This is a genomic window from Flavobacterium filum DSM 17961, assembly GCF_000425465.1.
GTDB classification, from domain to species: Bacteria; Bacteroidota; Bacteroidia; order Flavobacteriales; family Flavobacteriaceae; genus Flavobacterium; species Flavobacterium filum.
On record NZ_AUDM01000016.1, the window covers coordinates 40,454 to 52,057 of the forward strand.

15 protein-coding genes are annotated in these 11,604 nt (G+C 34.3%); 8 read left to right on the forward strand and 7 right to left on the reverse strand.

Translation table 11 applies throughout. The features are described from left to right. Positions 1-73: 73 nt before the first annotated feature. The 7 genes from H601_RS0110745 to H601_RS0110775 all read right to left on the reverse strand — a co-directional run bounded on the left by H601_RS0110745 (position 74) and on the right by H601_RS0110775 (position 5,216). Positions 74-418, reverse strand: coding sequence for an Hpt domain-containing protein (locus H601_RS0110745; RefSeq protein ID WP_026711525.1), 345 nt, complete (start codon positions 416-418; stop codon positions 74-76). A gap of 4 nt (positions 419-422) precedes the next feature. Beyond that, positions 423-1,034, reverse strand: coding sequence for a fumarylacetoacetate hydrolase family protein (locus tag H601_RS0110750; RefSeq protein WP_026711526.1), 612 nt, complete (start codon positions 1,032-1,034; stop codon positions 423-425). A 35-nt stretch (positions 1,035-1,069) separates the two neighbouring features. Then, the gene (locus H601_RS0110755) at positions 1,070-1,846 is read right to left on the reverse strand and encodes a 3'-5' exonuclease (RefSeq protein WP_026711527.1); all 777 of its coding nucleotides are present in this window, start codon (positions 1,844-1,846) and stop codon (positions 1,070-1,072) included. A 142-nt stretch (positions 1,847-1,988) separates the two neighbouring features. After that, positions 1,989-3,368: a dihydrolipoamide acetyltransferase family protein gene (locus tag H601_RS0110760; RefSeq protein ID WP_026711528.1), complete on the reverse strand. Its 1,380-nt coding sequence runs from the start codon at positions 3,366-3,368 to the stop codon at positions 1,989-1,991. A gap of 145 nt (positions 3,369-3,513) precedes the next feature. Further along, on the reverse strand, positions 3,514-4,683 hold the full coding sequence (locus H601_RS0110765) for a glycosyltransferase family 2 protein (RefSeq protein WP_026711529.1): 1,170 nt from the start codon (positions 4,681-4,683) through the stop codon (positions 3,514-3,516). Between the two features lie 9 nt (positions 4,684-4,692). Further along, positions 4,693-4,998 carry a type II toxin-antitoxin system RelE/ParE family toxin gene (locus H601_RS0110770; protein WP_026711530.1) on the reverse strand — a complete coding sequence of 102 codons (306 nt, stop codon included), beginning with the start codon at positions 4,996-4,998 and terminating at the stop codon, positions 4,693-4,695. Next, complete coding sequence (locus H601_RS0110775; protein ID WP_156900390.1) at positions 4,995-5,216, reverse strand: hypothetical protein; 222 nt, start codon at positions 5,214-5,216, stop codon at positions 4,995-4,997. Before H601_RS0110775 ends, H601_RS0110770 begins: the two co-directional genes overlap by 4 nt. Before the next feature lie 153 nt (positions 5,217-5,369). Here H601_RS0110775 and H601_RS0110780 point away from each other — a divergent pair, with 153 nt between their 5' ends. From H601_RS0110780 to H601_RS0110815, 8 genes are all read left to right on the forward strand, one after another. Further along, positions 5,370-7,229, forward strand: a complete 1,860-nt coding sequence (locus tag H601_RS0110780) for an ABC-F family ATP-binding cassette domain-containing protein (RefSeq protein ID WP_026711532.1) — start codon at positions 5,370-5,372, stop codon at positions 7,227-7,229. A 132-nt stretch (positions 7,230-7,361) separates the two neighbouring features. Next, positions 7,362-7,733 (forward strand): four helix bundle protein, encoded by a 372-nt coding sequence (locus tag H601_RS0110785; protein ID WP_026711533.1) that lies wholly within the window; start codon positions 7,362-7,364, stop codon positions 7,731-7,733. Positions 7,734-7,811: 78 nt separating this feature from the next. Next, entirely contained in the window at positions 7,812-8,654 is an 843-nt protein-coding gene (locus H601_RS15605; RefSeq protein ID WP_051220724.1) for a class I SAM-dependent methyltransferase, read from the forward strand. Between the two features lie 70 nt (positions 8,655-8,724). Then, entirely contained in the window at positions 8,725-9,414 is a 690-nt protein-coding gene (locus H601_RS0110795; protein ID WP_026711534.1) for an ABC transporter ATP-binding protein, read from the forward strand. A gap of 36 nt (positions 9,415-9,450) precedes the next feature. Continuing rightward, a complete protein-coding gene (locus H601_RS16515; RefSeq protein WP_156900391.1) occupies positions 9,451-9,594 on the forward strand; it encodes a hypothetical protein in 144 nt (47 codons plus the stop codon). After that, complete coding sequence (locus tag H601_RS0110805; RefSeq protein ID WP_026711535.1) at positions 9,591-10,448, forward strand: ATP-grasp domain-containing protein; 858 nt, start codon at positions 9,591-9,593, stop codon at positions 10,446-10,448. The genes H601_RS16515 and H601_RS0110805 overlap by 4 nt, the downstream gene beginning before the upstream one ends. Positions 10,449-10,541: 93 nt before the next feature. Beyond that, positions 10,542-11,111, forward strand: coding sequence for a cob(I)yrinic acid a,c-diamide adenosyltransferase (locus H601_RS0110810; RefSeq protein WP_026711536.1), 570 nt, complete (start codon positions 10,542-10,544; stop codon positions 11,109-11,111). 188 nt (positions 11,112-11,299) lie between these two features. After that, on the forward strand, positions 11,300-11,521 hold the full coding sequence (locus tag H601_RS0110815) for a DUF2795 domain-containing protein (protein ID WP_002986941.1): 222 nt from the start codon (positions 11,300-11,302) through the stop codon (positions 11,519-11,521). Positions 11,522-11,604: the final 83 nt, after the last annotated feature.

Sequence of the window (11,604 nt, forward strand, 5' to 3'; positions counted from 1 at the left end):
GGAAGCCACGAAAAAGGGTTAGAAAAATAGGTTTTAAGGCCGAGGACTTATAGCGGATAGCCGGAAAAGCTTCTTATAAATCGAAATCTTTATTGATTTCTTTTACAGCTTTTTCAACTTGGTCTTCAATACTTTTGAAAATCTCTTTGATTTCTTTGCGTTTCCCTTCGCGTTTGGTCCACGCTTCTACTTGAAGGATTTCTTCATACGCTACATTCATTCCCAACAAATCGAGTGTTGGTTTGATTTTGTGTGCGTAACTGTAAGCTAATTTGTGATTTTTTTCTTCTATACCTTGCTTGATGAACTTCATATCTTCAGGAACTTCGGTCACAAACAGCGATATGATTTGCAACACGAACTCTGGATCGTTATCAGAAAGTGCATAGACTTTGGCTAAGTTGTAATTTAATGCCATTTTATTATTTTACTTGAATTCGGAAATTTTTTTTGTCTTCAATAAATCCTTCGAGAATATCATTTGGTTTTACACGAGCCACGCCTTCAGGTGTTCCGGTAAATATAATATCGCCAATTTTAAGTGTAAAAAACTGAGAAACATAGGCAATAAGTTCGTCAATTTTCCACAACATGTGGCTAGTATTCCCTTTTTGAACGGTAATTCCGTTGGATTTTAGTTCAAAATTAATATTTTCTATGGAACTAAAATCTTTTTTCGATAAAAAGTTGCCAATAACCGCTGAACCGTCAAAAGCTTTAGCTTTTTCCCAAGGCAATTCTTTCTCCTTTAATTTAGCTTGTAAATCACGTGCGGTAAAATCAATGCCAAGACCAATTTCGTCATAATAATTAGGAGCGAATTTGGCATCGATATATTTACCCACTTTGTTGATACGCACAATAATTTCTACTTCATGGTGAATGTCATCACTAAACTCAGGAATTACAAATGGATGTTGCTTAAGCAAAATAGCACTGTCCGGTTTTAGAAAAACCACAGGCTCATCAGGTCGCTCGTTTTGGAGTTCTTCGATGTGCTTGGTGTAATTTCGTCCGATGCAGATGATTTTCATTTTTTGAGGTGCTGAGGTTCTGAGGTACTAGGGTGCTAAGTTAGCTTATTGTTTAATTTTCTGAGTTTAATGGCGGTGAGCACTTTTTTAGTATAAAGTGGAAAATCGGCATTTTGAATCCAGCCGAAATAACCTGGCTCGTCTTCCAACACTTTATCAACTAAAGCTCCTTTGTGTTTGCCAAAGGTGAATATTTCTTGACCTTTATCATTTAAGGCAATAAATCCAGCAAAATCAACCGATTTTTTTCGAGTAGTAAATTCAGAAAGCGATTTCATATCGTTTTCCAACTCAGAATAGCGATCGAGTTGAGCTTTCAAAATTTCGTATGTTGCCATAGTATCAGCCTCTGCGGAATGAGCATTTTCGAGTGTTTGACCACAATAAAACTTATAAGCCGCACTCAAGGTCCGTTCTTCCATTTTGTGGAAAATGGTTTGAATGTCAACCGAAACACGGTTTTTCATATCAAAATCGACTCCTGCACGTAATAGTTCTTCAGCTAATAATGGAATATCAAAACGGTCAGAATTAAATCCGGCCAAATCGGCATCTTTAATCATGTTGTAAATCTGACTCGAAAGTTCTTTGAAAGTGGGTTCGTTGGCCACTTTTTCATCAGTAATTCCATGAATTTGAGAAACTTGAAAAGGAATTTTCATTTCCGGATTCACCAACCAGGTTTTACTTTCTTTGTTTCCGTTGGGATAAACTTTGAATATTGCAATTTCGACAATTCGGTCTTTTGCGACATCAACTCCGGTGGTTTCGAGATCAAAAAAACAAATGGGTCGGTTTAATTTGAGTTCCATTTTGAAAATTTAGAGGGCAAATATACTAGATTAAATGAACCTTTGAACGATGGTTAACTTTTTTTAAAAGTATTTTAAGTATTCCGTAAAAAAACCCTTTCAGTTATTCACAAGAAAGGGTTAAAATTTTATCTTTTTATTTTTAGAATTCTCTATTCTCGCTAAATCCTTCTAAATAATCGGCTACTCGTTTTACGAATTGTCCGCCCAACGAACCATCTACCACACGGTGATCATAACTGTGTGACAGGAACATTTTGTGGCGAATTCCGATGTAATCTCCGGTTGGAGCTTCGATAACTGCCGGAACTTTTCGAATGGCTCCTAATGCTAAAATGGCTACTTGTGGTTGGTTGATAATCGGTGTTCCGAAAACGCTGCCGAAAGTTCCCACATTGGTAACGGTGTATGTTCCACCTTGAATTTCATCCGGTTTCAATTGGTTGTTTCGAGCACGGTTGGCTAAATCATTAACGGTTTTAGTTAATCCAACCAAATTCAACATATCAGCATTTTTTATAACCGGAACAATTAAGTTTCCGTTTGGTAATGCAGCGGCCATTCCTAAATTGATGTTTTTCTTTTTGATGATATAATCGCCTTCTACAGAAATGTTAATCATCGGGAAGTCTTTAATGGCTTTTGCCACAGCTTCCATGAATATAGGTGTGAACGTTAACTTTTCACCTTCTCTCTTTTCAAAAGCATCTTTTACTTTGTTTCTCCAATTCACTATGCTCGTTACATCCACTTCAATGAACGACTGTACGTGAGCCGATGTTTGTTTAGATGCCACCATATAACCTGAAATCAGTTTTCGCATACGGTCCATTTCGATGATTTCGTCTTGACCATTTACGGAAACCGGGATTTTTTTCTCCGGAGTTGGTTCTGATTTTGGTCCCGAAGTTTCGGGATCTACTTTTGGTGTTTCAACTTTCACTTCCGCTTTTGGAGTTTCAACTGTAACGGGTTCTGCTTTTGGAGCTGGAGCAACAGCAGGTTTATTGGTTCGTTCTTTTACATAAGCAATGATATCGTCTTTGGTTACACGACCTTCTTTACCTGAACCTTTTATATTTTCTAATTCTGAGATAGAAACACCTTCTTCTTTGGCTATATTTTTTACTAATGGCGAAAAGAATTTTTCAGATGCGGAGAAATCAACTTCTGCCGGAGCAGCAGCTTGAACCGTTTCTTTCACCACTTCAATGGCTTTTTCAATTTGAGCAACCGCTTCAACTACTTCTTCTTTTGGAGAATCTACAGGAGTACTTCCGCCTTCGGTATCAATAATGGCAATGGTTTGACCCACTTTAACTACATCATCCACTTGAAATAAGATTTCAACTAATGTCCCGGAAACTTCAGATGGCACTTCGCTATCTACTTTATCGGTAGCGATTTCCAAGACTGCTTCATCAGCTTCAATTTTGTCACCTACTTTTTTGAGCCAGTTGGTAATCGTTGCCTCTGCAACGCTTTCTCCCATTTTGGGCAATTTCAATTCAAATTTTGCCATATCGTTAACCTAAAGGTTTATTTTTTATTTCAGTTTGCGAATTTACTAAAAAAAAGATTGATTTTTGAAATTATCAATAAATTTTCAATACCATTGTCAAAAATCAATGTCAATATCAATTTCAAAAATCAACAATCAAAATTCTTTAATCGTTAATCAAAATTACTTCTCCTCTGTCATTGCTACTGTTGCTTCCAATCATAAAATTGCTTTGATTGGGAATAATTTTAAATGTTACTCTTTCACTTTTACAGCATTCCATAATGGAAATGATTGTTGAAAAAGGTAAATCATTTTGATCAAAAATAACTTCCACATTAGAATTAATTCCTTTTAAAAGCGAAGGTAATTCATTTTTAAAATTGATGTAAAGTCGACTTACATTTTTTCCTAACAATTTTTCTAGTTTTTCTTTTAATAACTCATTTTGAGAAATCAAAATATACTTGTCAATTTTTCTATTATTTTCAGTGGTTTTATTTTTCTTTAAAAAAGCAAAAAAGAGACTTCCAACTTTCATAAAAACATTAAAAAAAGCTGACTTTTTGAAATGTTTGGCATAAAAATATTCCATTGCCTCTTGAAATCGCTTCATATACGTTCCGTCTTTTACGGTACTTTCGCCTTTGTAATGAATAACGGTGGCCTTTGCGAAATAGTAATTAACTTTATCTTTTTTCAACACCCTATAGCTCAAGTCGATGTCATCGGAATACATAAAACAGTTTTCGTCAAATCCACCCAATTCAGTATACAAATCACGCTTCATCAACATAAAAGCTCCAACTAAAATCTCAACGTTTCCGGATTGATTTTCGGTTAAATACTGAGCGTAATATTGATTGAAAAGTCGAACTTTTGGAAAAATTTTATACAACCCAAAAATCTTGGTAAACGCCACCCACGGTGTTGGAATACCTCTTTTGCTTTCTGGGAGGAATTTTCCGGTGCCGTCAACTAACTTGCAACCGATTATTCCGAATTGGGAGTTGGAAGTTGGGAGTTGAGAGGTAAAAATTTTAGTGAAAGTATCTTCTGCAACAACCGTATCGGGATTGAGAATGCAAATGTAATCACCTTTGGCCTGAGCCACTCCTATATTATTTCCCTTTGGAAATCCCGTATTTTCTCTATTCTCTATGAGTTTGATGTGCGGAAAACGCGTTTTCATCATTTGGCAACTATCGTCTGAAGAATTATTATCTACCACAATTATCTCACCATCAATGTGTTGCAAAGCAGCTTGAACGCTAAGCACAGATTGTTCTAAAAAATAACGAACGTTGTAATTGAGGATGATGACAGATAGTTGCATTGGACAAATTTACAGCAACTTATTTAATTCTTCCGGATTTTTTGAATTGTTCCAAAATAAATGCAAATCAACTACTTTACACTTTGTATCAATTGTATAAAAAAGTTTCGTTTGTTTAGAAATAACTATTGAGTATATTTTTCTCGTATTATCATAATTTCCAATTAATGGATTTTCTGCAAGTCTTTTCAAATTTTCAAATACTAAATCCTGAAATTTTTGAACCTCTTTATGATTCCATTTTCGGTAAATAAAATCGATTTCATCATAATAAGACATTTCAGAATTTGGTTGCCAAATTATCTGATATATCATTTCAAAAAAGGGTATTTTTTCTTAATTCTTTTTTGCATTTCTTCATGCGAAATGCCTTTACCTTCTCTGGAGTCTTGTATCGATTTTTCTAAAACTTTTATCATTATCGGATGCAACTCTTCTTCTTGAAAAGTATTTTTTTCTACATTATATTCCGATATTGGCTCTTCAACTTTGTTGATGTTTTTGTTTTCGTGGTTTAGATTCTTTTTACTCATGGCTTTATGTTTAAAAAGTAAAAATAGTGATTTATTATTTGGATTCATATAAAAATCAGAAGTTTTACTAATTCGTTTCAGAAAAAATAAAGCATTACTTTTGCACATTTAAAACCATTGACTAATTGGCAAATTGCCACATTGACACATTAAATGAATTATCTTTCCGTAGAAAATATATCCAAATCCTTCGGCGAACGCGTTTTGTTTGAGAACATTTCGTTTGGCATAAACAAAGACCAAAAAATTGCTTTTATAGCCAAAAATGGTTCAGGAAAAACAACCATTATGAACATTATTAATGGTTTTGATGAACCGGATACGGGTCAAGTGGTGGTTCGTAAAAATATTCGAATGGCTTTTTTGTCGCAAAAACCGAATTTGCAGGATGAATTGACCATTGAGGAAAGCGTTTTTGCCAGCGATAATGAAACGCTGAAAGTGATTGAGCAATACGAAAAAGCATTGGAAAACCCTGAAGATGAAGAAGCGTACCAAAAAGCGTTTGATTTAATGGATCAACACAATGCATGGGATTTTGAAACGCAATTCAAGCAAATCTTGTTCAAATTGAAGTTGGAAGATTTTAAATTGAAAGTCAAAAGTCTTTCGGGTGGTCAGAAAAAGCGACTTTCATTGGCCATCATTTTAATTAACCGTCCGGATTTATTGATTTTGGATGAGCCAACCAACCACTTGGATTTGGAGATGATTGAATGGTTGGAAGATTATTTTGCCAAAGAAAACATCACGTTGTTTATGGTCACGCATGACCGTTTCTTTTTGGAACGTGTTTGTAACGAAATACTCGAATTAGACAACGGGAAATTATATCAATACAAGGGAAATTACTCCTATTATTTGCAAAAAAAGGAAGAACGAATTGCTTCTGAAAATGCTAGTATCGACAAAGCTCAAAATCTTTTTGTGAAAGAATTGGCTTGGATGCGAAGACAACCGAAAGCGAGAACTACAAAATCGAAATCACGTCAGGATGATTTTTATGTAATTAAGGAAAAAGCCGAAAGCCGCCGAAAAGAAAATGTGGTGGAGTTGGAAATCAACATGGAACGCATGGGAAGCAAGATTATTGAGCTTCATAAATTGTATAAAAAGTTTAAAGACCGTGTGATTTTAGACAATTTTTCATACGATTTTCAGCGTGGCGAACGCATTGGAATTATTGGAAAAAACGGCACCGGAAAATCGACTTTCTTAAATATTTTAACCAAAACGATGTTGCCTGATGCCGGAAAAGTGGTGATTGGTGATACGATTAAGGTGGGTTATTATACGCAAAGCGGCATTAATCCAAAACCGGGTCAGAAAGTGATTGATATTATTAAAGAGTATGGCGAATATATTCCGCTCACAAAAGGAAAAATCATTTCGGCTTCGCAATTGCTGGAACGATTTCTTTTTGATGCTAAAAAGCAATATGATTTTGTAGAAAAATTGAGCGGTGGTGAATTGAAACGATTGTATTTATGTACGGTTTTGATTCAGAATCCGAATTTCTTGATTTTGGATGAACCAACGAATGATTTAGATATTGTAACGTTGAATGTTTTGGAAAGTTTTTTATTGGATTTTCCCGGCTGTTTATTGGTGGTTTCGCACGATCGTTATTTTATGGATAAAATCGTCGATCACTTGTTCGTATTTAGAGGCGAAGGAGTCATTGAAGATTTTCCCGGAAATTATTCTGATTTTAGAGCGTATGAAGATAGTGCCGAACCCAAAAATTTATCGAACGTAAGTACCGAAAAAACAAACTGGAAAGAAAAGCAAGTTAAAGAAGGTCTAACATTTAACGAACAAAAAGAATTTCAAAAAATCGAACGCGAAATCAAAGATTTAGAATTTGAGAAAAAGCAAATTGAACAACTATTTGCCGATGGAAAAGTAGCTGATGATGCTATTGAGAAAAAAGCAAATGAGCTTAAAGCAATTATCAAGAAATTAGAAGATAAAGAAGAGCGTTGGTTTGAACTTTCTTCAAAAATGGAATAATTAGTTTTCAGTCGCAGTCGCAGTTTTCAGTCGCAGTCGCAGTCGCAGTTTTCAGTCGCAGTCGCAGTCGCAGTTTTCAATTGTAGTTTTCAGTCGCAATTTGATTATGATATAGTATAAAAAGAATAAAAAATGGATTTCAAAGAATTATTAGCCTATCAAAAAGCATTTTTATTAGCCATGGAAATTTATAAAATCAGTAATCTATTTCCAAAAGAAGAAAAATATTCATTAACTGATCAAGTACGACGATCATCAAGAAGTGTTTGTGCTAATATGGCGGAAGCCTATCGAAAAAGGAGATATGTTAATCATTTTATAAGTAAGCTTACGGATTGCGATGGAGAAAATTCTGAAACTACTGTTTGGCTAGATTTTTCATTGGAATGTGGTTATATTTCAAATGAAATTCATTTAGATTTAACATCAAAATCAAAAGAAATTGGAAAATTAATTAATTTCATGATTAATAATCCAGATAAATTTGGCTGTAATCCAAACTGAGACTAAGAAACTATAACTGAAAACTGTGACTGTGACTGTGACTGAAAACTGTGACTGAGACTGAGACTGAGACTAAAAATGATACAAATTATTAAATCATATTTTAAATTTCTACTAAATTCCAAAAACGAACATGGAATACATTCTCCATTTGTGTTTGATTTGGTGACGAAATGTTTTTATGATAAAACGAATTACTATGAATATGAAAATATTATTGATTATAAAAAATCTTTAATAGCAGACAAAACTAAAATTAACGTAACTGATTTTGGAGCAGGTTCACGAGTTTTCAAAACCAATCAACGAGAAGTATCAAAAATTGCTAAAGTTGCCGGTATTTCAACTTACAGAGCAAAACTACTATTTAGATTAATTAATTATTTTCAACCATCAACATTTTTAGAACTTGGAACATCTTTAGGTATTGCCACATATTCTGCATCAATTGCTTTAAAAAACACAAAAATTATTTCAGTTGAAGGATGTAAGGAAACTTCACTATTCACAAGCAATAAATTTTTAAAATGTTTTAATTTAGAACAGTTAAAAAATATAAATTTTATTAATTCAGAATTTGAAATATTTCTCCATAATTTTGATAAATCGTCATTTTCGGATACCGATTGGAATATGGTTTATTTTGATGGAAATCACTCTAAAGTAGCAACTTTAAAATACTTTGATATTCTAATTGAAACAACTACAAATAAAACCATTTGGATTTTCGATGACATTCACTGGTCCAAAGACATGGAAGAAGCTTGGGAAATCATTAAAAATCATCCAAAAGTCACCGTTACTATTGATACTTTTCAATGGGGAATCGTCTTTTTCAGAACAGAACAAACCAAAGAACATTTCATTATTAATCCAAATAAAACCATCAGTTCACATCTTTTTGAACGAATTCGAATTTGATTTGTAACAAAAACCAACTTTTTTCTACTAATCCAATATTGAATGTAAAAATGCTAAAATCTGCAATCCAATGGCCAATCCATTAATAAAAATCTCTGCTTTAAAACGAAACTTTGTATTGGGAAGTGAAACGATTTATGTTTTAAAAGGAATTGATTTGGAAATTAACAAAGGAGAATATGTAGCGTTGATGGGACCTTCCGGTTCCGGAAAATCTACTTTGATGAACCTTTTGGGCTGTTTGGATACACCCACATCGGGAACCTATATTTTGAATGGAAAAGATGTGAGCAAAATGCACGATGATGAGTTGGCTGAAATCCGTAACAAAGAAATCGGATTTGTATTTCAAACCTTCAATTTGATGCCAAGAACTACGGCTTTAGACAACGTTGCATTACCTATGGTTTATGCCGGTTATTCCAAATCTGAACGTTACGAGCGTGCCACAGAAGTTTTAACACAAGTGGGATTAGCCGATAGAATGGATCACAAACCCAACGAACTTTCGGGTGGTCAACGGCAACGTGTGGCAGTTGGAAGAGCTTTAGTAAACAAGCCTTCTATCATTTTGGCCGATGAACCCACCGGAAATTTAGATTCCAAAACATCGGAAGAAATCATGGCTTTGTTTGGCGAAATTCACAAAAATGGAAATACGGTTATTTTGGTTACGCACGAAGAAGAAATTGCCGCTTATGCTCACCGAATTATTCGTTTGCGAGACGGAATTATTGAAAAAGACGAACGGATAAAATAAACAATTTGTAACTTTGTTACATAAAGTTTATCCCTTATGAAAACCCTAATTATTGTCATGGTCGTTCTTTTTGTGGCGGTTATCATTGTCACTCGAATGGCCAACAAACAAAGAGGAACTCGCCGTAATCGCAACTTCAAAACGAATTATTATTCCAAAAAGAAACAAGATTCAAAATGAAAATTGGAATACTTACTTGTGCCCGATTACCTGAACTTTTAGAATCGGATCAACAATTAATTCCGCTTTTTGCGAAGGAAAATATTACTGCAAAAGCCGCTATTTGGGATGATGAAACGGTTGATTGGACCGAATTTGACTACCTTATTTTCAGAAATACATGGGATTATTATCAAAAAGAAGAAGTATTTAATTCATGGTTACATAAAATTGAATTATTGGGAATTAAAACGTTCAACCCGATTTCAGTTATCCAAAAAAACAAACATAAATTTTATTTAAAAGAATTAGAAAAAGAAGGAATTTCAATACTTCCTTCGATTTTTTTAGAAAAAAATTCAACTTCAAATTTACACAATGTAATTCCGAAAAGTTGGGAGAAAATGGTTATCAAACCAGCATTTTCTGCCGGAAGTTATTTAACAAAATTAATTGACCGAACTGAAATTGAATCCATCCAAACAGAATTCAAAGAACATTTTGCAACCAAAGATTTTCTCATTCAGGAATTTCGTCCGGAAATAAAAGAATTGGGCGAAACCTCTTTTATCTTTTTTGATGGGAAATTTTCGCACGCTGTTAACAAAAAACCGGTAGAAAATGATTTTCGAGTTCAAATTCAATACGGTGGAAAATATACATTAATTGAACCCAATGCTGATTTACTACTTCAAGCTGAATTAATTCTATCAAAAATTCCTGAAAAATTGCTTTATGCTCGTGTGGATGGCATTGTCATTGAAAACAAACTTCATTTAATGGAAATCGAACTCATTGAACCCGATTTGTATTTTGATTTAGCGGATGGAGCAAGAGAACGATTTGTGGAAGCTTTTTTAAAAGTTATTGAGTAGCTGAGATACTGAGTGGCTGAGTAAAAAAAACTTCGTAAATTAGCCAAATAAAAACTCAGCAACTTAGCTACTCAGAACCTCAGCAACTAACTTATGAAAATATACACCAAAACCGGCGATAGCGGAACCACAGCACTTTTTGGCGGAACACGTGTTCCTAAACACCACATTCGAATTGAAAGTTACGGAACAGTGGACGAGTTGAATTCGCACATTGGATTAATTCGCGACCAAGACATCAATCCATTATATAAAAATGTATTAATTGAAGTGCAAGACCGCCTTTTTACCGTTGGAGCTATTTTGGCTACACCACCTGAAAAAGAAGTTTTAAAAAACGGTCAACCTCGTTTAAACATTAATCGAATTTCGGAAGAAGATATTCAATTATTGGAAAATGAAATTGATACCATGAATGATAGTTTGCCTCCAATGACGCATTTCGTTCTTCCTGGCGGACATACAACCGTGTCATATTGTCATATTGCTCGTTGTGTTTGCCGAAGAGCCGAACGCCTATCAGTGCACCTTCACGAATTAGAACCGACAGATGAGCAGGTTTTAAAATACTTAAACCGACTTTCTGACTACCTTTTTGTCTTGGCACGAAAGTTGTCATTTGACCTTCATGCGGATGAAGTAAAATGGATTCCGAGGAAGTAGTAGACTGTTGTCGGTTGTCAGTTTTCAGTTAGATATTGACCGCTCAAAAACTAAACACAGAACACTGTTTCAAATACGTTCTTACCTTTAAAAAAGTATGAAAAATTACTTTTTGGTAAAATAAATTACTTTTTACTTGACTATTTCAGTAGAAAATTTATTTTTGCATAAAATTAAATCGATAGAAGATGTATTGGACATTAGAATTAGCATCCTATTTAAGTGATGCACCGTGGCCAGCCACCAAAGATGAGCTAATTGATTACGCCATCAGAACGGGTGCTCCCCTTGAAGTAGTGGAAAACCTTCAATCTATTGAAGATGAAGGAGAAATCTACGAATCGATGGAAGAAATTTGGCCGGATTATCCAACCGACGAAGATTATCTTTGGAACGAGGATGAATATTAGACAAAAATAAACAATCAACTAAAAAGAGTCTCATTTGAGGCTTTTTTTTTGTATAAATTTGCCTCCCGAAGTGTCGGGAATTT

What these genes read in the sequence shown, in the direction of transcription:
- H601_RS0110745 (WP_026711525.1), bottom strand. Translation starts at nt 418, where the DNA reads ATGGCATTAAATTACAACTTAGCCAAAGTCTATGCACTTTCTGATAAC.
- H601_RS0110750 (WP_026711526.1), bottom strand. Translation starts at nt 1,034, where the DNA reads ATGAAAATCATCTGCATCGGACGAAATTACACCAAGCACATCGAAGAA.
- H601_RS0110755 (WP_026711527.1), bottom strand. Translation starts at nt 1,846, where the DNA reads ATGGAACTCAAATTAAACCGACCCATTTGTTTTTTTGATCTCGAAACC.
- H601_RS0110760 (WP_026711528.1), bottom strand. Translation starts at nt 3,368, where the DNA reads ATGGCAAAATTTGAATTGAAATTGCCCAAAATGGGAGAAAGCGTTGCA.
- H601_RS0110765 (WP_026711529.1), bottom strand. Translation starts at nt 4,683, where the DNA reads ATGCAACTATCTGTCATCATCCTCAATTACAACGTTCGTTATTTTTTA.
- H601_RS0110770 (WP_026711530.1), bottom strand. Translation starts at nt 4,998, where the DNA reads ATGATATATCAGATAATTTGGCAACCAAATTCTGAAATGTCTTATTAT.
- H601_RS0110775 (WP_156900390.1), bottom strand. Translation starts at nt 5,216, where the DNA reads ATGAGTAAAAAGAATCTAAACCACGAAAACAAAAACATCAACAAAGTT.
- H601_RS0110780 (WP_026711532.1), top strand. Translation starts at nt 5,370, where the DNA reads ATGAATTATCTTTCCGTAGAAAATATATCCAAATCCTTCGGCGAACGC.
- H601_RS0110785 (WP_026711533.1), top strand. Translation starts at nt 7,362, where the DNA reads ATGGATTTCAAAGAATTATTAGCCTATCAAAAAGCATTTTTATTAGCC.
- H601_RS15605 (WP_051220724.1), top strand. Translation starts at nt 7,812, where the DNA reads ATGATACAAATTATTAAATCATATTTTAAATTTCTACTAAATTCCAAA.
- H601_RS0110795 (WP_026711534.1), top strand. Translation starts at nt 8,725, where the DNA reads ATGGCCAATCCATTAATAAAAATCTCTGCTTTAAAACGAAACTTTGTA.
- H601_RS16515 (WP_156900391.1), top strand. Translation starts at nt 9,451, where the DNA reads ATGAAAACCCTAATTATTGTCATGGTCGTTCTTTTTGTGGCGGTTATC.
- H601_RS0110805 (WP_026711535.1), top strand. Translation starts at nt 9,591, where the DNA reads ATGAAAATTGGAATACTTACTTGTGCCCGATTACCTGAACTTTTAGAA.
- H601_RS0110810 (WP_026711536.1), top strand. Translation starts at nt 10,542, where the DNA reads ATGAAAATATACACCAAAACCGGCGATAGCGGAACCACAGCACTTTTT.
- H601_RS0110815 (WP_002986941.1), top strand. Translation starts at nt 11,300, where the DNA reads ATGTATTGGACATTAGAATTAGCATCCTATTTAAGTGATGCACCGTGG.